30 protein-coding genes are annotated in these 16462 nt (G+C 62.1%); 27 read left to right on the plus strand and 3 right to left on the minus strand.

The annotated features are described in order from the left end of the window. Positions 1-120 precede the first annotated feature (120 nt). The 27 genes from rpsJ to rplQ all read left to right on the plus strand — a co-directional run bounded on the left by rpsJ (position 121) and on the right by rplQ (position 14845). Positions 121-429: a 30S ribosomal protein S10 gene (rpsJ, locus tag LL06_RS14615; RefSeq protein ID WP_003547547.1), complete on the plus strand. Its 309-nt coding sequence runs from the start codon at positions 121-123 to the stop codon at positions 427-429. A gap of 78 nt (positions 430-507) precedes the next feature. Beyond that, positions 508-1212, plus strand: coding sequence for a 50S ribosomal protein L3 (rplC, locus tag LL06_RS14620; RefSeq protein WP_035528279.1), 705 nt, complete (start codon positions 508-510; stop codon positions 1210-1212). Further along, positions 1212-1832, plus strand: a complete 621-nt coding sequence (gene rplD / locus LL06_RS14625) for a 50S ribosomal protein L4 (protein WP_035528282.1) — start codon at positions 1212-1214, stop codon at positions 1830-1832. Before rplC ends, rplD begins: the two co-directional genes overlap by 1 nt. Continuing rightward, positions 1829-2122, plus strand: a complete 294-nt coding sequence (locus tag LL06_RS14630; protein ID WP_035528284.1) for a 50S ribosomal protein L23 — start codon at positions 1829-1831, stop codon at positions 2120-2122. Before rplD ends, LL06_RS14630 begins: the two co-directional genes overlap by 4 nt. Before the next feature lie 39 nt (positions 2123-2161). Next, positions 2162-2998, plus strand: coding sequence for a 50S ribosomal protein L2 (rplB, locus tag LL06_RS14635; RefSeq protein ID WP_035528287.1), 837 nt, complete (start codon positions 2162-2164; stop codon positions 2996-2998). Between the two features lie 15 nt (positions 2999-3013). Next, entirely contained in the window at positions 3014-3292 is a 279-nt protein-coding gene (rpsS, locus tag LL06_RS14640) for a 30S ribosomal protein S19 (protein ID WP_035528290.1), read from the plus strand. Between the two features lie 2 nt (positions 3293-3294). After that, positions 3295-3684, plus strand: coding sequence for a 50S ribosomal protein L22 (gene rplV, locus LL06_RS14645; RefSeq protein WP_035528293.1), 390 nt, complete (start codon positions 3295-3297; stop codon positions 3682-3684). Continuing rightward, positions 3684-4388, plus strand: coding sequence for a 30S ribosomal protein S3 (gene rpsC, locus LL06_RS14650; protein ID WP_035528296.1), 705 nt, complete (start codon positions 3684-3686; stop codon positions 4386-4388). The genes rplV and rpsC overlap by 1 nt, the downstream gene beginning before the upstream one ends. Positions 4389-4423: 35 nt before the next feature. Beyond that, positions 4424-4837 (plus strand): 50S ribosomal protein L16, encoded by a 414-nt coding sequence (gene rplP / locus LL06_RS14655; RefSeq protein WP_035528298.1) that lies wholly within the window; start codon positions 4424-4426, stop codon positions 4835-4837. Between the two features lie 11 nt (positions 4838-4848). Next, positions 4849-5049, plus strand: coding sequence for a 50S ribosomal protein L29 (gene rpmC / locus LL06_RS14660; protein ID WP_035528301.1), 201 nt, complete (start codon positions 4849-4851; stop codon positions 5047-5049). A gap of 12 nt (positions 5050-5061) precedes the next feature. Then, positions 5062-5304: a 30S ribosomal protein S17 gene (rpsQ, locus tag LL06_RS14665; RefSeq protein ID WP_035528304.1), complete on the plus strand. Its 243-nt coding sequence runs from the start codon at positions 5062-5064 to the stop codon at positions 5302-5304. Between the two features lie 235 nt (positions 5305-5539). Beyond that, a complete protein-coding gene (rplN, locus tag LL06_RS14670; RefSeq protein ID WP_035528307.1) occupies positions 5540-5908 on the plus strand; it encodes a 50S ribosomal protein L14 in 369 nt (122 codons plus the stop codon). Between the two features lie 11 nt (positions 5909-5919). Further along, entirely contained in the window at positions 5920-6231 is a 312-nt protein-coding gene (gene rplX / locus LL06_RS14675; protein ID WP_035528310.1) for a 50S ribosomal protein L24, read from the plus strand. Further along, positions 6224-6781: a 50S ribosomal protein L5 gene (gene rplE / locus LL06_RS14680; RefSeq protein WP_035528313.1), complete on the plus strand. Its 558-nt coding sequence runs from the start codon at positions 6224-6226 to the stop codon at positions 6779-6781. The genes rplX and rplE overlap by 8 nt, the downstream gene beginning before the upstream one ends. A 33-nt stretch (positions 6782-6814) precedes the next feature. After that, positions 6815-7120 carry a 30S ribosomal protein S14 gene (gene rpsN, locus LL06_RS14685; RefSeq protein WP_035528316.1) on the plus strand — a complete coding sequence of 102 codons (306 nt, stop codon included), beginning with the start codon at positions 6815-6817 and terminating at the stop codon, positions 7118-7120. Between the two features lie 12 nt (positions 7121-7132). After that, positions 7133-7531, plus strand: coding sequence for a 30S ribosomal protein S8 (rpsH, locus tag LL06_RS14690; protein ID WP_035528319.1), 399 nt, complete (start codon positions 7133-7135; stop codon positions 7529-7531). Positions 7532-7569: 38 nt separating this feature from the next. Further along, complete coding sequence (gene rplF / locus LL06_RS14695) at positions 7570-8103, plus strand: 50S ribosomal protein L6 (protein WP_035528322.1); 534 nt, start codon at positions 7570-7572, stop codon at positions 8101-8103. A gap of 12 nt (positions 8104-8115) precedes the next feature. Then, positions 8116-8478 (plus strand): 50S ribosomal protein L18, encoded by a 363-nt coding sequence (gene rplR / locus LL06_RS14700; protein WP_035528324.1) that lies wholly within the window; start codon positions 8116-8118, stop codon positions 8476-8478. 44 nt (positions 8479-8522) lie between these two features. Beyond that, entirely contained in the window at positions 8523-9083 is a 561-nt protein-coding gene (gene rpsE, locus LL06_RS14705; RefSeq protein ID WP_035528326.1) for a 30S ribosomal protein S5, read from the plus strand. Positions 9084-9121: 38 nt separating this feature from the next. Continuing rightward, complete coding sequence (gene rpmD / locus LL06_RS14710; protein ID WP_007197129.1) at positions 9122-9322, plus strand: 50S ribosomal protein L30; 201 nt, start codon at positions 9122-9124, stop codon at positions 9320-9322. 16 nt (positions 9323-9338) lie between these two features. Further along, positions 9339-9827 (plus strand): 50S ribosomal protein L15, encoded by a 489-nt coding sequence (rplO, locus tag LL06_RS14715; protein WP_035528329.1) that lies wholly within the window; start codon positions 9339-9341, stop codon positions 9825-9827. A gap of 199 nt (positions 9828-10026) precedes the next feature. Beyond that, positions 10027-11367: a preprotein translocase subunit SecY gene (gene secY, locus LL06_RS14720; RefSeq protein ID WP_035528431.1), complete on the plus strand. Its 1341-nt coding sequence runs from the start codon at positions 10027-10029 to the stop codon at positions 11365-11367. Beyond that, on the plus strand, positions 11364-11948 hold the full coding sequence (locus LL06_RS14725; RefSeq protein ID WP_035528331.1) for an adenylate kinase: 585 nt from the start codon (positions 11364-11366) through the stop codon (positions 11946-11948). Before secY ends, LL06_RS14725 begins: the two co-directional genes overlap by 4 nt. A 349-nt stretch (positions 11949-12297) precedes the next feature. Further along, the gene (rpsM, locus tag LL06_RS14730; protein ID WP_035528332.1) at positions 12298-12666 is read left to right on the plus strand and encodes a 30S ribosomal protein S13; all 369 of its coding nucleotides are present in this window, start codon (positions 12298-12300) and stop codon (positions 12664-12666) included. A gap of 140 nt (positions 12667-12806) precedes the next feature. Beyond that, entirely contained in the window at positions 12807-13196 is a 390-nt protein-coding gene (gene rpsK, locus LL06_RS14735) for a 30S ribosomal protein S11 (protein ID WP_035528333.1), read from the plus strand. A gap of 105 nt (positions 13197-13301) precedes the next feature. Then, entirely contained in the window at positions 13302-14312 is a 1011-nt protein-coding gene (locus LL06_RS14740; protein WP_035528334.1) for a DNA-directed RNA polymerase subunit alpha, read from the plus strand. 104 nt (positions 14313-14416) lie between these two features. Further along, positions 14417-14845, plus strand: a complete 429-nt coding sequence (gene rplQ / locus LL06_RS14745; protein WP_035528337.1) for a 50S ribosomal protein L17 — start codon at positions 14417-14419, stop codon at positions 14843-14845. Positions 14846-14929: 84 nt separating this feature from the next. On the opposite strand, the gene LL06_RS14750 is transcribed toward rplQ, so the two are convergent. The 3 genes from LL06_RS14750 to msrQ form a co-directional block, all read right to left on the minus strand. After that, the gene (locus LL06_RS14750; RefSeq protein WP_035528340.1) at positions 14930-15322 is read right to left on the minus strand and encodes a hypothetical protein; all 393 of its coding nucleotides are present in this window, start codon (positions 15320-15322) and stop codon (positions 14930-14932) included. After that, entirely contained in the window at positions 15319-15693 is a 375-nt protein-coding gene (locus LL06_RS14755) for a hypothetical protein (RefSeq protein ID WP_035528343.1), read from the minus strand. Before LL06_RS14755 ends, LL06_RS14750 begins: the two co-directional genes overlap by 4 nt. A gap of 108 nt (positions 15694-15801) precedes the next feature. Continuing rightward, on the minus strand, positions 15802-16461 hold the full coding sequence (gene msrQ, locus LL06_RS14760; protein ID WP_035528346.1) for a protein-methionine-sulfoxide reductase heme-binding subunit MsrQ: 660 nt from the start codon (positions 16459-16461) through the stop codon (positions 15802-15804). Between the last annotated feature and the right edge of the window lies 1 nt (position 16462).

Raw genomic sequence — 16462 nt, forward strand, 5'->3', positions numbered from 1 at the left:
AAGGCGGCCGCACCGTCGGCGCCGGCATCGTCGCCACGATCATCGAATAACAAACTGCGTCAGGACGCATGGTCTGGTGAGCCAGGCCATGCGGTTCTCACACAAGCAAGGACAAGTCGAATGAACGGCCAGAACATCCGCATCCGCCTCAAGGCGTTTGACCACCGGATCCTTGACGCCTCCACGCGTGAAATCGTGTCGACGGCAAAACGGACCGGCGCAAGCGTCCGTGGCCCGGTGCCGCTGCCGACCCGGATCGAGAAATTCACCGTCAACCGGTCGCCGCACATCGACAAGAAGAGCCGCGAACAGTTCGAAATGCGCACTCACAAGCGTTTGCTCGACATTGTTGATCCGACGCCGCAAACGGTGGATGCGCTGATGAAGCTGGATCTCGCCGCGGGCGTTGATGTGGAAATCAAGCTTTAAGGCCTTGAGCCTTGAAGCAAGGGAACGAGGCATGAAGGGGCAGGGCCCCGACAGGCTCATCTCAAGAGGAATGAACCGATGCGTTCAGGTGTGATTGCACAAAAGTTGGGAATGACGCGGGTCTACAATGACGCCGGCGAGCATGTCCCCGTAACCGTCCTGCGGTTGGAAAACTGCCAGGTGGTGGCCCAGCGTACGGAAGAGAAGAACGGCTACACCGCCGTTCAGCTCGGCGCCGGCGTCGCCAAGGTGAAGAATACGTCCAAGGCCATGCGCGGCAACTTTGCCATCGCCAATGTCGAACCCAAGGCCAAGCTGGTCGAGTTCCGCGTGAGCTCGGACAACCTGATCGATGTGGGCGCCGAGATCACTGCCGAGCACTTCGTTGCCGGTCAGTTGGTCGACGTCTCCGGCATCACCCAGGGCAAGGGCTTCGCCGGCGCCATGAAGCGCCACGGCTTCGGCGGTCTTCGCGCCACCCACGGCGTTTCGGTCTCGCACCGTTCGCACGGCTCGACCGGTTCCAACCAGGATCCGGGCCGCGTCTGGAAGGGCAAGAAGATGGCCGGCCACATGGGCCAGACCCGCGTGACCACGCAGAATCTCGAGATTGTGTCGACCGATGCAGATCGCGGCCTGATCCTGATCAAGGGCGCGGTTCCTGGCTCCAAGGGAACCTGGATCGTCGTCCGCGACGCAATCAAGTCCGGCACCCCGGCTGATGCGCCTCTCCCTGCAGCGCTTCGCGCCGCAGCCACCGTATCGAATGAGGGAGCCGAATAATGGATCTCACCGTCACCACCCTCGAGGGCAAGGACGCAGGAAAGATTTCGCTTTCCGACGCGATCTTCGGTCTCGACCCGCGCCAGGACCTGATCCAGCGCATCGTGCGCTGGCAGCTCGCCAAGAAGCAGCAGGGCACCCACCAGGCGCTCGGCCGCGCCGACATCGCCCGCACCGGCGCCAAGATGTTCAAGCAGAAGGGCACCGGCCGCGCGCGTCACCACTCGGCCCGCGCCCCGCAGTTCCGCGGCGGTGGTCAGGCCCATGGCCCGGTTGTCCGCAGCCACGCCCATGACCTGCCCAAGAAGGTCCGTGCGCTGGCGCTCCGCCATGCGCTTTCGGCCAAGGCCCAGGCTGCCGACATCATCGTCGTCGACAATCTGACGGCGTCGGAAGCCAAGACCAAGTCGCTGACGGGTTCGCTGTCGAAGCTGGGCCTGACCAACGCCCTGTTCATCGGCGGCGCCGAGCTCGACAACAATTTCCGCCTTGCGGCCAAGAACATCCCCAACGTGGATGTACTGCCGGTGCAGGGCATCAACGTCTACGACATCCTGCGTCGCGGCAAGCTGGTCTTGTCCAAGGACGCGGTCGCGGCTCTGGAGGAGCGCTTCAAATGACGGATCTTCGCCATTATGATGTGATCGTCTCTCCGGCGATCACCGAAAAGTCGACCATGGTGTCGGAACAGAACCAGGTGGTCTTCAATGTCGCCCGGCGCGCCTCCAAGCCTGAAATCAAGGCTGCGGTCGAAGCGCTGTTCGGCGTCAAGGTGACCGCGGTCAACACGCTGCTGCGCAAGGGCAAGACCAAGCGCTTCCGCGGTATCGCCGGTCGCCAGACGGATGTGAAAAAGGCGTATGTGACGCTTGCCGAAGGCCAGTCAATCGACGTCTCCACCGGTCTGTAAGGATCGCGCGGGAATAAGCCCCCAAAAGGGAACAGGAAAATGGCACTGAAAAGTTACAATCCGACGACCCCGAGCCAGCGCCAGCTGGTCATCGTTGATCGTTCGGGTCTTCATCGCGGCAAGCCGGTCAAGTCCTTGACCGAGGGGCTCCATTCCAAGGGCGGCCGCAACAATTATGGCCGTGTCACCGCCCAGTCGATCGGCGGCGGTCACAAGCGCACCTATCGCATGGTGGATTTCAAGCGTCGCAAGTTCGACGTCGAAGCCACCGTCGAGCGGATGGAATACGATCCGAACCGGACCGCCTACATCGCGCTGATCACCTATGCCGACGGCGAGAAGTCCTACATTCTCGCGCCGCAGCGCCTGACCGCAGGCGACAAGGTGATCTCGTCGGACAAGGCCGTGGACGTGAAGCCGGGCAACTGCATGCCGCTTCAGTTCATGCCGGTCGGCACGATCATCCACAACATCGAGATGAAGCCGGCCAAGGGCGGCCAGATCGCCCGCTCGGCAGGCGGATACGCCCAGCTCGTCGGTCGCGACCAGGGCATGGCGATCCTGCGTCTCAACTCGGGCGAACAGCGCCTGGTGCAGGGCGCCTGCCTTGCAACGGTCGGTGCGGTGTCGAACCCGGACCACATGAACATCAACGACGGCAAGGCTGGTCGTTCGCGCTGGAAGGGCAAGCGCCCGCATGTTCGCGGCGTTGCCATGAACCCCGTCGACCACCCGCATGGCGGCGGTGAAGGCCGCACGTCAGGCGGCCGTCATCCCGTCAGCCCCTGGGGCAAGCCGACCAAGGGCAAGCGCACGCGCTCGAACAAGTCGACCGACAAGTTCATCATGCGCTCGCGTCATCAGCGCAAGAAATAAGAGAGGAAGTCTCCAATGGCTCGTTCAGTTTGGAAAGGTCCGTTTGTTGACGGCTATCTTCTCAAGAAAGCTGAGAAGGTTCGCGAAGGCGGTCGCAACGAAGTGATCAAAACCTGGAGCCGCCGCTCCACCATCATGCCGCAGTTCGTCGGCCTGACCTTCGGCGTCTACAACGGAAGCAAGCACATTCCGGTCAACGTGTCCGAGGACATGGTCGGCCAGAAGTTTGGCGAATATTCCCCGACGCGGACCTATTATGGCCACGGCGCCGACAAGAAAGCGAAGAGGAAGTAACAATGGGCAAGGCAAAAACCGAACGCCGGCTCAAGGGCAACGAAGCTCAGGCCATCGCCCGCACCATTCGTATCAGCCCGCAGAAGCTCAACCTCGTCGCGGCCATGATCCGCGGCAAGAAGGTTGACCGGGCGCTGGCCGAGCTTGAGTTTTCGCGCAAGCGCATCGCTTCGACCGTCAAGAAGACGCTTGAATCGGCGATCGCGAACGCCGAGAACAACCACGATCTCGATGTCGATTCGCTGATCGTCGCCGAGGCCTATGTCGGCAAGTCCATCGTCATGAAGCGCTTTCATGCCCGTGGCCGCGGCCGGTCTTCGCGCATCGAGAAGCCCTTCTCGCACCTGACCATCGTCGTGCGTGAAGTGGAAGCCACAGAGGAGGCCGCGTAATGGGTCAGAAAATCAATCCGATCGGTTTCCGCCTCGGCATTAACCGCACCTGGGACAGCCGTTGGTTCGCCGACAACGCCGAATACGGCAAACTGCTGCACGAGGATCTGAAGATCCGCGCCTATCTGCTCAACGAGCTCAAGCAGGCCGGCATCTCCAAGGTCGTCATCGAGCGCCCGCACAAGAAGTGCCGCGTCAGCATCCACGCTGCCCGTCCCGGCCTGATCATCGGCAAGAAGGGCGCGGACATCGAGAAGCTGCGCAAGAAGCTCGGCGAGATGACCAATTCGGAAACGCACCTCAACATCATCGAAGTGCGCAAGCCCGAAGTCGACGCGACCCTGGTCGCCCAGTCGATCGCCCAGCAGCTTGAACGCCGCATCGCCTTCCGCCGCGCCATGAAGCGCTCGGTCCAGTCGGCCATGCGTCTTGGCGCCGAAGGCATCAAGATCACCTGCGGCGGCCGTCTCGGCGGCGCCGAAATCGCGCGCACCGAATGGTACCGCGAGGGCCGGGTTCCGCTTCACACGCTGCGCGCCGACATCGACTACGGCACGGCGGAAGCGAAGACGGCTTACGGGATTTGCGGCGTCAAGGTCTGGATCTTCAAGGGCGAAATCCTCGAGCACGATCCCATGGCGTCTGAACGTCGCGCAACGGAAGGCGACGCTTCGGGCGGCAACCGCCGGCGCGAAAACGCCTGAGTTTGCGCCAGGCAGATAATTCGGAGAATTAGACAATGTTGCAGCCAAAGCGTACAAAGTACCGCAAGCAGTTCAAGGGCCGCATCAAGGGAGTCGCCAAGGGCGGTTCTGACTTGAACTTCGGCGCCTTCGGCTTGAAGGCACAGGAACCTGACCGCGTCAACGCGCGCCAGATCGAAGCTGCCCGCCGGGCGATCACGCGTCACATGAAGCGTGCGGGCCGGGTGTGGATCCGCATCTTCCCGGATGTCCCTGTCACCTCCAAGCCGACGGAAGTCCGCATGGGTAAGGGCAAGGGCTCGGTGGATTACTGGGCTGCGAAGGTCAAGCCTGGCCGGATCATGTTCGAAATTGACGGCGTCAGCGAAGAGCTCGCCCGTGAAGCTCTGCGCCTCGGCGCCGCCAAGCTCTCGGTCAAGACGCGCTTCGTTCAGCGCATCGCAGAGTAAGGAGACGGATCATGAAAGCCGCAGATGTTCGCGCCTTGAGCGTCGACCAACTCAATGACGAGCTTGCCAAGCTGAAGAAAGAGCAGTTCAACCTGCGTTTCCAGGGCGCCACCGGCCAGCTCGAGAAGACGTCGCGCGTGCAGGAAGTCCGCCGCGATATCGCCCGCATCAAGACTATTGCCCGCCAGAAGGCGGCCGTATCCAAGGCCTAAGGACCGAAGACCATGCCAAAACGCATTCTGCAGGGCACTGTTGTCAGTGACAAGAACGAGAAGACCGTGGTCGTCCGCGTGGAACGCCGTTTCGCGCATCCGGTCATGCAAAAGATTGTCCGTCGCACCAAGAACTACAAGGCGCATGACGAGAACAATCAGTACAAGGTGGGCGACGAGGTTTCCATCCAGGAATGCGCGCCCATTTCCAAGGACAAGTGCTGGACCGTCGTTGCGGCTGTTGTCCAGGCCTGAATGAACCGATTTGCGGCGAGGGGCCACTTGCACCTTGCCGAGAATCCTGTATGAAGCAGGCCATTGGCACGGAACGCCCCGGAAACGGGCGTTCTTCTGCTTTCAGCGCACGGAAGGTCCCTTCGGGGAAACCACCTTGGCAACATCCTTCCCGCGCAAGAAGTATTGACTCATAAGCTGGCATAGGGGGCCTTTCCGCCCAACCGTGCCGGTCACAACAAGAAGGCGGCCTGATATGATTCAGATGCAGACAAATCTCGACGTCGCGGACAATTCCGGCGCACGTCGTGTCATGTGCATCAAGGTTTTGGGCGGTTCGAAGCGGAAATATGCTTCCATCGGCGACATCATCGTCGTCTCGATCAAGGAAGCCATTCCGCGCGGCCGCGTCAAGAAGGGTGATGTGATGAAGGCGGTTGTGGTTCGCACGGCCAAGGACATTCGCCGCGCCGACGGCAGTGTGATCCGGTTCGACCGCAATGCGGCCGTCCTGATCGACAACAAGAAAGAGCCGATCGGCACCCGCATCTTCGGACCGGTTCCGCGCGAGCTGCGCGCCAAGAGCCACATGAAGATCATCTCGCTGGCGCCTGAAGTGCTGTAAGGAACGAACCGATGCAAAAGATCCGCAAAGGCGACAAGGTCGTCGTTCTGACTGGCAAGGACAAGGGCCGCACCGGCGAAGTTCTGGCCGTCATGCCCAAGGAAGACCGTGCGGTCGTCCGGGGTCTGAATATGGTCAAGCGCCACCAGCGCCAGACCCAGACCCAGGAAGCCGGCATTATCAACAAGGAAGCTTCGCTTCACCTTTCCAACCTCGCGGTTGCCGACCCCAAGGACGGCAAGCCGACCCGCGTCGGCTTCCGCATCGAGGGCGACAAGAAGGTGCGCGTGGCGAAGCGTTCGGGAGTGGTCATCGATGGCTGACGCAAAATACGAGCCCAGGCTCAAGCAGGACTATAACGAGCGCATCCGCAAGGCCATGCAGGAACAGTTCGCCTACGCGAACGAAATGCAGATCCCGCGGATGGACAAGATCGTCATCAACATGGGCGTTGGCGAAGCCACCGCGGATTCCAAGAAGCCCGCCATTGCGGCTGAGGACCTTGCTGCGATCGCCGGCCAGAAGCCGGTCATCACCCGCGCCCGCAACTCGATTGCCGGCTTCAAGCTGCGTGAAATGATGCCGATCGGCGCCAAGGTCACGCTGCGCGGCAACCGCATGTATGAATTCATGGACCGCCTGATCACCATCGCGCTTCCGCGCGTGCGTGACTTTCGCGGCCTGAACCCGAAGAGCTTTGACGGCCGCGGCAACTTCGCCATGGGCATCAAGGAGCACATCGTGTTTCCGGAGGTCAACTACGACAAGGTCGACCAGATCTGGGGCATGGACATCATCGTTTGCACGACGGCGCCGACGGATGACGAAGCGCGGGCTCTCCTGAAAGAGTTCAACTTCCCCTTCCGCCAGTAATCGTAACGGCATTCGAAAAAAGGATAACTGATCATGGCGAAAGTCAGCGCAATCGAAAAGAACCAGCGCCGCCGCAATCTGGTCGCACGCGACGCTGCAAAGCGCGCCGCACTCAAGGCGATCACCAAGAACCAGGAGCTTCCGATCGAGGAACGCTTCCGCGCAACCTTGAAGCTCGCTGAAATGCCGCGCAACGGGGCCAAGGTTCGTGTCCGCAACCGTTGCCAGGTGACCGGCCGTCCGCGTGCGTATTACCGCAAGCTCGGCATGTCGCGTATTGCACTGCGTGATCTCGGGTCCATGGCCAAGGTGCCGGGCCTGGTCAAGTCCAGCTGGTAAGGAGCGCGAAATATGGCAATGACTGATCCACTGGGCGATATGCTCACACGCATCCGCAACGGCGTAGCCCGCCGCAAGACTTCGGTGTCCACGCCTGCTTCCAAGCTGCGCGCACGGGTTCTCGATGTGCTGCAGGCCGAAGGCTACATCCGCGGATACACCGAAGTCGCATTCGACAACGGCAAGGCGGAATTGAGCATCGAGCTCAAGTACCATGAAGGCGCACCGGTGATCCGCGAGATCGCCCGCGTGTCCAAGCCCGGCCGGCGTGTCTACGTCTCCGTTAAGTCCATTCCGCAGGTCGCCAACGGCCTCGGCATCACGATCCTTTCGACTCCGAAGGGCGTTTTGGCCGATCATGTTGCGCGCGAGCACAATGTTGGTGGCGAGGTTCTCTGCTCGATCTTCTGATCAGGCAGGATCTCCAACTCGAACAGACAGGTTGAACAATGTCTCGTATCGGTAAAAAGCCCGTCCCGGTCCCCGCCGGTGTCACCGCGACCATCGACGGCCAGAAAGTGGTCGCCAAGGGTCCCAAGGGTGAACTGAGCTTCGTCGCCAATGATGAAGTTTCGCTCAAGCTTGAAAACAACGCGGTCGTGGTCACGCCCATCGACAGCTCCAAGGACGCACGCTCCAAGTGGGGCATGTCGCGCACCATGATTTCCAACATCCTGACCGGGGTGAAGGACGGCTATGAGCGCAAGCTTGAAATCAACGGCGTGGGATATCGCGCGGCCATGCAGGGCCGCAATCTCCAGCTCGCTCTTGGCTTCAGCCATGATGTCGTTTATCAGCCGCCGGAAGGCGTCAACATCGCTTGTCCGAAGCCGACGGAAATCGTCATCACCGGGATCGACAAGCAGGTGCTTGGCCAGGTGGCGTCCGAGATCCGCGGCTATCGCGGCCCCGAGCCCTACAAGGGCAAGGGCGTGAAATATGCTGAAGAGCGGATTGTCCGCAAAGAAGGCAAGAAGAAGTAAGGAAGACGCGAAATGGCTAGCAGGAAACAATCCCTTACGCGTCGGTCCGATCGTGTCCGCCGCCAGCTCAAAGCGGTGGCCAACGGCCGTCCGCGCCTGTCGGTTCATCGCTCGTCGAAGAACATCTATGCGCAGATCATTGACGATGCCGCGGGCCGTACGCTCGTTGCAGCCTCAACGCTTGACGCCGGCCTTCGCGGCGGGCTCAAGACCGGCGCTGATGTCTCCGCCGCAGCAGCGGTTGGCAAGCTGATTGCCGAACGTGCGACCGAGGCAGGCGTCACCAATGTGGTCTTCGACCGCGGCGCCTTTATCTATCACGGCCGCATCAAGGCCCTCGCCGAAGCAGCCCGCGAAGGCGGTCTGAGCTTCTAAGTCAACCAGCCGATTGATTCCGGAAAAGAATAAGGAAAAGGACAATGGCCAAGGAAGGTCGCCGCGATAACCGCGGCAGGGAAGAAGAGCGCGACAGCGAATTCGTCGACAAGCTCGTACACATCAACCGCGTCGCCAAGGTCGTCAAGGGCGGCCGTCGCTTCGGTTTCGCAGCCCTGGTGGTTGTTGGAGACCAGAAGGGCCGCGTCGGCTTCGGTCACGGCAAGGCGCGCGAAGTGCCGGAAGCGATCCGCAAGGCCACCGAATCGGCCAAGCGCGATCTGATTTTCGTGCCGCTGCGTTCCGGCCGGACCCTGCACCACGACGTGCATGGCCGTCACGGCGCCGGCAAGGTGCTTCTTCGCGCCGCCAAGCCCGGTACCGGCATCATCGCCGGCGGTCCGATGCGCGCCGTGTTCGAAACGCTCGGCATGCATGATGTGGTGGCCAAGTCGACGGGGTCCTCCAACCCCTACAACATGGTCCGCGCCACTTTCGACGCGCTCAAGAACCAGATGCACCCCAAGGACATCGCGTCCCAGCGCGGCATGAAGTATTCCACGCTCCAGGAACGCCGCGGAGTCTCCGCCGGCGCCGAAGAGTAATCGGGCGTCCGCCTTTATCGTATTAGGGAGCCAAGACCATGGCTGACAATAAAAAGGGCAAGACGGTCACCGTCGAACAGATCGGCAGCCCGATTCGCCGCCCCAACGTGCAGCGCCAGACGCTGATCGGTTTGGGCCTCAACAAGATGCACCGCCGCCGGACCCTCGAGGACACCCCGTCCGTTCGTGGCATGATCCGTTCGGTCAGCCACCTCGTTCGCGTCGTCGACGAGCAGTGAGTGGGAGTGAACAATCATGAAACTCAATGAGATCACCGACAACGAAGGCGCCACCAAGAACCGCAAGCGGGTCGGCCGCGGCATCGGTTCGGGCTCCGGCAAGACTGCCGGTCGTGGCGTCAAGGGCCAGAAGTCCCGCGGTGGCGTCGCCATCAACGGCTTCGAAGGCGGCCAGATGCCGATCTACCGGCGTCTTCCGAAGCGCGGCTTCAACAACATCTTCTCGACCGACTTCAACGTCGTCTCGGTCGGCCGCATCCAGGCCGCCATTGACGCGGGCAAGCTCGACGGCAAGAAGGCGATCGATGCGGCTGCCCTGAAGGCTGCCGGCGTCATCCGCCGCCTCAAGGACGGCGTGCGCATCCTCGCCGACGGCGACGTCAAGGCCAAGCTCACCCTCGAAGTGGCCGGTGCCTCGCGCACCGCCATCGAGAAGGTCGAGAAGGCCGGCGGCTCGATCAAGCTGCTCGCCCCGGCGCCGGCCGCTCCGGCCGCCGAAGAGTAGGAAAATTATGACCGCCCGGTGCTTCACATCGGGCGGTTTTCGTCCCATATGGGATCTGCCGGCGCGGTAAGTCGCGACGGCGAGGGCGGGCGCCGGGCACATTTCATTCCGCCAGGCAGCAAGGCCCGGTGAAACCAACTCAGACCCTCCGGAGATGATTGGGTTCATCACGCGCCGGGTGGGCCGCGCGGAGAACGCAATGGCATCTGCAGCCGAACAACTCGCTTCCAACTTGAATTTCGGCGCTTTTGCCAAGGCGCACGATCTGAAAAAGCGGATCTGGTTCACCCTTGGCGCTCTTCTTGTCTACCGTCTCGGAACCTACATTCCTCTCCCCGGCATCAATCCCGCCGCATTCGCCCAGGCCTTCGAAGGCCAGTCCGGCGGGATTCTCGGCCTTTTCAACATGTTTGCGGGCGGCGCCGTCGAGCGCATGGCGATTTTCGCGCTCGGCATCATGCCCTACATCTCCGCCTCGATCATCATCCAGTTGATGACCTCCGTGATCCCGACGCTCGAGCAGCTCAAGAAAGAGGGCGAGCAGGGCCGCAAGATCATCAACCAGTACACCCGCTACGGTACCGTGCTGCTCGGCACCGTCCAGGCCTATGGCATCGCCGTCGGCCTCGAATCGGGCAGCGGCATCGTCACCGATCCGGGCTGGTTCTTCCGCATCGCCACCGTCATCACGCTTGTCGGCGGCACCATGTTCCTGATGTGGCTCGGCGAGCAGATCACCGCGCGCGGCATCGGCAACGGCATCTCGCTGATCATCTTCGCGGGCATCGTCGCGGCGCTGCCGACGGCTGTCGCCGGCACGCTCGAACTCGGCCGCACCGGCGCGCTGTCGACCGGCCTGATCATCGCCGTGATCGTCGTCGCCATCGCCGTCATCGCCTTCATCGTCTTCATCGAGCGGGCCCAGCGGCAATTGCTGATCCAGTATCCCAAGCGCCAGGTCGGCTCGCGCATGTTCCAGGGCGACACCTCGCACCTGCCACTCAAGCTCAACACCGCCGGCGTGATCCCTCCGATCTTCGCCTCGTCGCTGCTCCTGCTGCCGGCCACGATTGCGGGCTTCGCCAACACCGGCAACCTGCCGGGCTGGGCCTCGTCGCTGCTCGCTTCGCTCGGCCATGGCCAGCCGGCCTACATGCTGCTCTATGCGGCGATGATCGGCTTCTTCGCCTTCTTCTACACGGCCATCGTCTTCAACCCGAAGGACACGGCCGACAATCTCAAGCGCCATGGCGGCTTCATTCCGGGCTTCCGCCCCGGTGAACGCACCGCCGAATACATCGACTATGTGCTCACGCGCATCACGGTGATCGGCGCCATGTACCTGATCTTTGTCTGTCTCTTACCCGAATTTCTAATCGCGCAGACCGGCGTTCCGTTCTATCTGGGTGGAACATCGCTTCTGATCGTCGTCTCGGTGACGCTCGACACGGTTGCGCAGATTCAGGGACATCTGATTGCCCAGCAATATGAGGGGCTGATCAAGAAGTCCAAACTTCGGGGAGGCAAGAAGGGACGATGAGGCTGATATTGTTGGGACCGCCCGGCGCGGGGAAGGGCACCCAGGCCCAGCGCCTGGTCGAGAAATACGCGATACCGCAATTGTCCACCGGCGACATGCTGCGCGCCGCCGTCACCGCGGGCACCGATGTCGGCAAGCGCGCCAAGGCGGTGATGGACGCGGGCGAGTTGGTGTCCGACGACATCGTCAACGCCATCGTCTCCGAGCGCATCGACCAACCCGATTGCGCCCGCGGCTTCATCCTCGATGGCTATCCGCGGACCCTGGTCCAGGCCGACGCGGTCGAGGCCATGCTCGCCGGCAAGGGCCTCAAGCTCGATACGGTGATCGAGCTGGTGGTCGATGACCGGGCGCTGGTGGGCCGCATCGTCAAGCGCGCCGAAGAGGCCGCCGCCGCGGGGCAGCCCGTGCGCAAGGACGACAACGCCGAAGTGTTCGAGGAACGCCTGCGCGAGTACTACAAAAAGACCGCGCCGCTGACCGGCTACTATTACGCCAAGGGCGCCCTGCGCACGGTCGACGGCATGGGCAGCATCGACGCGGTGACCGAAGAGATCGAATCGGTCCTGGCGTCACTCTGACCTGATTGGCGCTTCCGGCGGCCTGTTTTCCGAGAGGAGGCGGGCCGCCGGAATGCCGCAGGCTCAAAATAACCGGAGCGGGAGGTTGACGAAAGCCTGCCGCTTCCGCTAAGAACCGCTCAACTCGCGACATGCAGGCGATCGGTGCGATTCCTCGAAGGCTTGAGGGATCGGCTCTGGTCGCTTTTATGCATGCCGCGATCTGGCGTGAGGCAAGCGCCGACCCAGGCTTCTGGCCCGGACGGTGTTTGCGACTGGACTACCCCGCAAGGGCCGGCCTCCACCGGACGCGGGTCAACGATAACCCGCCGGCCAGATCAGATCTGTCCCGGCCCACATGGAGAAGCACATGGCCCGCATAGCAGGCGTTAACATTCCGACCAACAAGCGCGTCATCATCGCGCTCACCTACATTCACGGCATCGGCCGCAAGTTCGCCGCCGAGATCGTCGAAAAGGTCGGCATTCCGCTCGATCGCCGCGTCAACCAGCTTTCGGACTCCGAAGTGCTGCAGATCCGCGAAACCATCGACCGTGACTACCAGGTCGAAGGCGATCTGCGTCGTGAGAATTCGATGAACATCAAGCGTCTGATGGATCTGGGCTGCTACCGCGGCCTGCGTCATCGTCGCGGCCTGCCGGTGCGCGGTCAGCGGACCCACACCAATGCCCGCACCCGCAAGGGTCCGGCAAAGGCGATTGCCGGCAAGAAGAAGTAATGGAGTTCGCCTGACCGGCGGCAAGCGCTTCAAGTCGGTGGATCTTCGGACCACCGCTTCGAGGCTCGGGCCCCGGTCAATGCGCGCCCCGGTGGAGCCGCTGGTATTACGGCGGTGCAGATATCTCGAAAGGATAAAACATGGCTAAGGAAGCCCAACGCGTCAAGCGGCGCGAACGCAAGAACATTTCGTCGGGCGTCGCCCACGTCAATTCGACCTTCAACAACACGATGATCACCATCACCGATGCGCAGGGCAATGCCATCTCGTGGTCGTCTGCCGGTTCGAAGGGTTTCAAGGGATCGCGCAAGTCGACCCCCTTCGCAGCCCAGATGGCTGCCGAAGACGCCGCCAAGAAGGCGCAGGATCACGGCATGAAGTCGCTGGAAGTCGAAGTCTGCGGTCCCGGTTCGGGCCGTGAGTCGGCCCTTCGCGCCCTGCAGGCCGCCGGTTTCACCATCACCTCGATCCGTGATGTGACGCCGATCCCGCACAATGGCTGCCGCCCGCGCAAGAAGCGTCGCGTCTAGGACGGAACTCGAATTTTCGACGGGCCAGGCTCAGCCTGCGCCCGTCCGATCTTCTTCTCACTTGGCCGCACGATTGGATGGTGCGGCAACAGGAAGGCAAACAAGATGATTCAGAAAAACTGGCAGGAATTGATCAAGCCGAGCAAGGTCGAGTTCAACACCACCGGCCGCACCAAGGCGACCGTGGTTGCTGAACCGCTTGAGCGCGGCTTCGGTCTGACGCTCGGCAACGCGCTGCGCCGCGTGCTTCTGTCGTCGCTGCGCGGCGCTGCCGTCACCGCGGTGCAGATCGACGGCGTGCTGCATGAGTTCTCCTCGATCCCCGGCGTGCGCGAGGATGTCACCGACATCATCCTCAACATCAAGGAAATCGCCATCCGCATGGAAGGCGACGAAGCCAAGCGCATGGTCGTGCGCAAGCAGGGCCCCGGTGTGGTTCGCGCCGGCGACATCCAGACCGTGGGTGACATCGAGATCCTGAACCCCGAGCATGCGCTCTGCACGCTCGACGAGGGCGCCGAGATCCGCATGGAGTTCACCGTCAACAACGGCAAGGGCTATGTCCCTGCCGACCGCAACCGCGCCGAAGATGCGCCGATCGGTCTGATCCCCGTCGACAGCCTCTATTCGCCGGTCAAGAAGTGCTCCTACAAGGTGGAAAACACCCGCGAAGGACAGGTTCTCGATTACGACAAGCTGACTCTGAGCATCGAAACCGATGGCTCGGTGAGCGGCGAGGATGCCGTGGCCTACGCGGCCCGTATCCTTCAGGACCAGCTCGGCGTCTTCGTCAACTTCGACGAGCCGCAGAAGGAAGTCCACGAGGAGACCGTCGCCGAACTCGCGTTCAACCCGTCGCTTCTCAAGAAGGTCGACGAGCTGGAGCTTTCGGTGCGTTCGGCAAACTGCCTGAAGAACGACAACATCGTCTATATCGGCGACCTGATCCAGAAGACCGAAGCCGAAATGCTGCGGACTCCGAACTTTGGCCGCAAGTCGTTGAACGAGATCAAGGAAGTGCTCGCTTCCATGGGCCTGCATCTGGGAATGGAAGTTCCGTCCTGGCCGCCGGAAAACATCGAAGACCTCGCCAAGCGCTACGAAGACCAGTATTAACCCGCAGGCTCCGGGGAGGGCGGGTCCGCCGTTCCCCGGGATTTGCGTCAGCAGAGTAAACTATTCAAACGGCAGGCCGTGCCTGCATGTGAAGGAGACAGGCCATGCGCCACGGAAATTCAGGCCGCAAGCTGAACCGCACCTCGAGCCACCGCAAGGCGATGTTCGCCAACATGGCGGCTTCGCTCATCGAACATGAGCAGATCGTGACCACCTTGCCGAAGGCCAAGGAAATCCGCCCGATCGTCGAAAAGCTCGTCACGCTCGGCAAGCGCGGCGACCTGCATGCCCGCCGCCAGGCGATCTCGCAGATCCGCGACAACGACGCCGTGCGCAAGTTGTTCGACGCCATCGCCACCCGCTACGCCACCCGCAACGGCGGCTATATCCGCATCATGAAGGCCGGCTTCCGCACCGGTGACAACGCGCCGATGGCCGTGGTCGAGTTCGTCGACCGTGACCCCGACGCCCGCGGCTCCAAGGACCGCGCCCGCGTGGCTGCCGAAGCCGCCGCCGAAGACGAAGCCGCGTAAGCGCCTTCTCTTTGAGGGTTTGAACATCGAAGGCCGGGTGCTTGATGCGCCCGGCCTTTTTCGTGGTCGAGGTGTGGCTGAGCGTTAGCGCGCGAGCGGACCGTACGAGCGGGGAGGCACCCTGGCTCCAGACTCGCGCAGAATGTCAGTGATCGGCCCGAGCGCGATCAGCGGAACGTTTTCCCAATCCGTGGCGCTCTCAAGCATCTCGGCGCTGACTTGCAGTGTTCTCAACGTGTCCGCGATGCCTTCGGCATCCTCCGGGGCGGGATGAAGCAGTTGGGTCCAGGCATGTCCCATCGGCGCGTCGAGGTCGGACAGGAGTCCGAACCATGGTTGGCCATTAGCCCCTGCGACGGAATAGGCCACCTCTCGATCCGAACCGGCCGAAACACGCGTCGCCGGTTTGTCGGTCAGCCTGGCAACCAGCTCGCCGATGGAGCAACGGATATAGATATGGGTTTCCTGCAGGGTCATTCTCTTTGTCCCGCACCGGTATGTTCCTCATAGACCAGCTTATATATAGTGACTTCGAGGGCGATTGTCTCGTCATCAACGACACGAATGCCGTCGATCGGGCCCCGGGCGTTGTCCCAATAGACCACTCCCGAGGGTGTTTTCACCGTTGGCCTCACCCTGGTCGAGAACTCAATTCCCTGTTCATCAGCGCACAATGTGCCGGCCGGTTCTCCGGCGCACAGCGGCAGGATATAGGCTTTGACCTTCGGAAACCTGCCGCCAATCCCGTGCGGCCGCCCCCATATTTCGCCGCTGTCCTTTTGTTGCAGCGCCACTTCATAGGATTGCGTGGGGCTTCTTACGCGGTGAAACGGGCCATACGCGGTCATTGTAACTCCCGGTTGATGTGGGAAAAGTTACGCCGATATTCAGGCGTTGCAAGAGGCCGAATGTTAGCCCCAACAACGAGCTGGTTTCCTGCTGCTGGCGCACGGCCGCTATTTCGGCCGTGGTCCGGCGGGAGCCAAGCCAGTGTTGACCGATCGCCGCGACCGCCGCCACGCCATATACCGCGGCCGCACCAGCCGCCAGCCGATCAGCAGGATCACCAGCCCCGCATAGACCAGCTGCTCCGGCCCGATCACCTTCACCGACAGGCAGAAATGCAGCGCGCCGAGCGCCGCGATCGGATAGATCAGCCGGTGCAGCAGGGTCCAGCGCGAGCCCAGCCTGCGGATCGACCAGGCGTTCGAGGTCAGCGCCAGCGGGATCAGCATCACCAGCGCCGCCATGCCGATGGTGATGAACCAGCGCTTGGTGATGTCCTCGACGATCACATCGAAAGCCAGCCGCTTGTCGAGGATCATGTTGGCCGAGAAATGCAGGACCACGTACCAGAACGCCAGGAGCCCCAGCGCCCGGCGGTAGCGCAGCCAGTTGATGCCTGCGAGATCCCTGAGCGGCGAGATCATGAGCGTCAGGATCAGGAACCTAAGCGCCCATTCGCCCAAGAGATGCTCGAAGACCTTGACCGGATTGCCGGTGAGTTGCCCCGTGGCGCCGAGATAGAAGGTCCAGGCGGCGGGGAACAGACCCACGGCATAGAGCAGCCAGATCGATGCGGGGTGATAGCGCCGGGGCAATGCGGGCAGTCCCATG

This window comes from Hoeflea sp. BAL378 (genome assembly GCF_000759435.1).
Classification (GTDB): Bacteria; Pseudomonadota; Alphaproteobacteria; order Rhizobiales; family Rhizobiaceae; genus Hoeflea.

What these genes read in the sequence shown, in the direction of transcription:
- rplV (WP_035528293.1), top strand. Translation starts at nt 3,295, where the DNA reads ATGGGCAAGGCAAAAACCGAACGCCGGCTCAAGGGCAACGAAGCTCAG.
- LL06_RS14630 (WP_035528284.1), top strand. Translation starts at nt 1,829, where the DNA reads ATGACGGATCTTCGCCATTATGATGTGATCGTCTCTCCGGCGATCACC.
- secY (WP_035528431.1), top strand. Translation starts at nt 10,027, where the DNA reads ATGGCATCTGCAGCCGAACAACTCGCTTCCAACTTGAATTTCGGCGCT.
- rplR (WP_035528324.1), top strand. Translation starts at nt 8,116, where the DNA reads ATGGCTAGCAGGAAACAATCCCTTACGCGTCGGTCCGATCGTGTCCGC.
- rplF (WP_035528322.1), top strand. Translation starts at nt 7,570, where the DNA reads ATGTCTCGTATCGGTAAAAAGCCCGTCCCGGTCCCCGCCGGTGTCACC.
- rpsE (WP_035528326.1), top strand. Translation starts at nt 8,523, where the DNA reads ATGGCCAAGGAAGGTCGCCGCGATAACCGCGGCAGGGAAGAAGAGCGC.
- rpsJ (WP_003547547.1), top strand. Translation starts at nt 121, where the DNA reads ATGAACGGCCAGAACATCCGCATCCGCCTCAAGGCGTTTGACCACCGG.
- rplN (WP_035528307.1), top strand. Translation starts at nt 5,540, where the DNA reads ATGATTCAGATGCAGACAAATCTCGACGTCGCGGACAATTCCGGCGCA.
- rpsC (WP_035528296.1), top strand. Translation starts at nt 3,684, where the DNA reads ATGGGTCAGAAAATCAATCCGATCGGTTTCCGCCTCGGCATTAACCGC.
- rplE (WP_035528313.1), top strand. Translation starts at nt 6,224, where the DNA reads ATGGCTGACGCAAAATACGAGCCCAGGCTCAAGCAGGACTATAACGAG.
- rpsH (WP_035528319.1), top strand. Translation starts at nt 7,133, where the DNA reads ATGGCAATGACTGATCCACTGGGCGATATGCTCACACGCATCCGCAAC.
- rpmD (WP_007197129.1), top strand. Translation starts at nt 9,122, where the DNA reads ATGGCTGACAATAAAAAGGGCAAGACGGTCACCGTCGAACAGATCGGC.
- LL06_RS14755 (WP_035528343.1), bottom strand. Translation starts at nt 15,693, where the DNA reads ATGACCGCGTATGGCCCGTTTCACCGCGTAAGAAGCCCCACGCAATCC.
- rpmC (WP_035528301.1), top strand. Translation starts at nt 4,849, where the DNA reads ATGAAAGCCGCAGATGTTCGCGCCTTGAGCGTCGACCAACTCAATGAC.
- LL06_RS14725 (WP_035528331.1), top strand. Translation starts at nt 11,364, where the DNA reads ATGAGGCTGATATTGTTGGGACCGCCCGGCGCGGGGAAGGGCACCCAG.
- rpsQ (WP_035528304.1), top strand. Translation starts at nt 5,062, where the DNA reads ATGCCAAAACGCATTCTGCAGGGCACTGTTGTCAGTGACAAGAACGAG.
- rpsK (WP_035528333.1), top strand. Translation starts at nt 12,807, where the DNA reads ATGGCTAAGGAAGCCCAACGCGTCAAGCGGCGCGAACGCAAGAACATT.
- LL06_RS14740 (WP_035528334.1), top strand. Translation starts at nt 13,302, where the DNA reads ATGATTCAGAAAAACTGGCAGGAATTGATCAAGCCGAGCAAGGTCGAG.
- rplD (WP_035528282.1), top strand. Translation starts at nt 1,212, where the DNA reads ATGGATCTCACCGTCACCACCCTCGAGGGCAAGGACGCAGGAAAGATT.
- rplP (WP_035528298.1), top strand. Translation starts at nt 4,424, where the DNA reads ATGTTGCAGCCAAAGCGTACAAAGTACCGCAAGCAGTTCAAGGGCCGC.
- rplO (WP_035528329.1), top strand. Translation starts at nt 9,339, where the DNA reads ATGAAACTCAATGAGATCACCGACAACGAAGGCGCCACCAAGAACCGC.
- msrQ (WP_035528346.1), bottom strand. Translation starts at nt 16,461, where the DNA reads ATGGGACTGCCCGCATTGCCCCGGCGCTATCACCCCGCATCGATCTGG.
- rpsS (WP_035528290.1), top strand. Translation starts at nt 3,014, where the DNA reads ATGGCTCGTTCAGTTTGGAAAGGTCCGTTTGTTGACGGCTATCTTCTC.
- rplX (WP_035528310.1), top strand. Translation starts at nt 5,920, where the DNA reads ATGCAAAAGATCCGCAAAGGCGACAAGGTCGTCGTTCTGACTGGCAAG.
- rplC (WP_035528279.1), top strand. Translation starts at nt 508, where the DNA reads ATGCGTTCAGGTGTGATTGCACAAAAGTTGGGAATGACGCGGGTCTAC.
- rpsM (WP_035528332.1), top strand. Translation starts at nt 12,298, where the DNA reads ATGGCCCGCATAGCAGGCGTTAACATTCCGACCAACAAGCGCGTCATC.
- rplQ (WP_035528337.1), top strand. Translation starts at nt 14,417, where the DNA reads ATGCGCCACGGAAATTCAGGCCGCAAGCTGAACCGCACCTCGAGCCAC.
- LL06_RS14750 (WP_035528340.1), bottom strand. Translation starts at nt 15,322, where the DNA reads ATGACCCTGCAGGAAACCCATATCTATATCCGTTGCTCCATCGGCGAG.
- rpsN (WP_035528316.1), top strand. Translation starts at nt 6,815, where the DNA reads ATGGCGAAAGTCAGCGCAATCGAAAAGAACCAGCGCCGCCGCAATCTG.
- rplB (WP_035528287.1), top strand. Translation starts at nt 2,162, where the DNA reads ATGGCACTGAAAAGTTACAATCCGACGACCCCGAGCCAGCGCCAGCTG.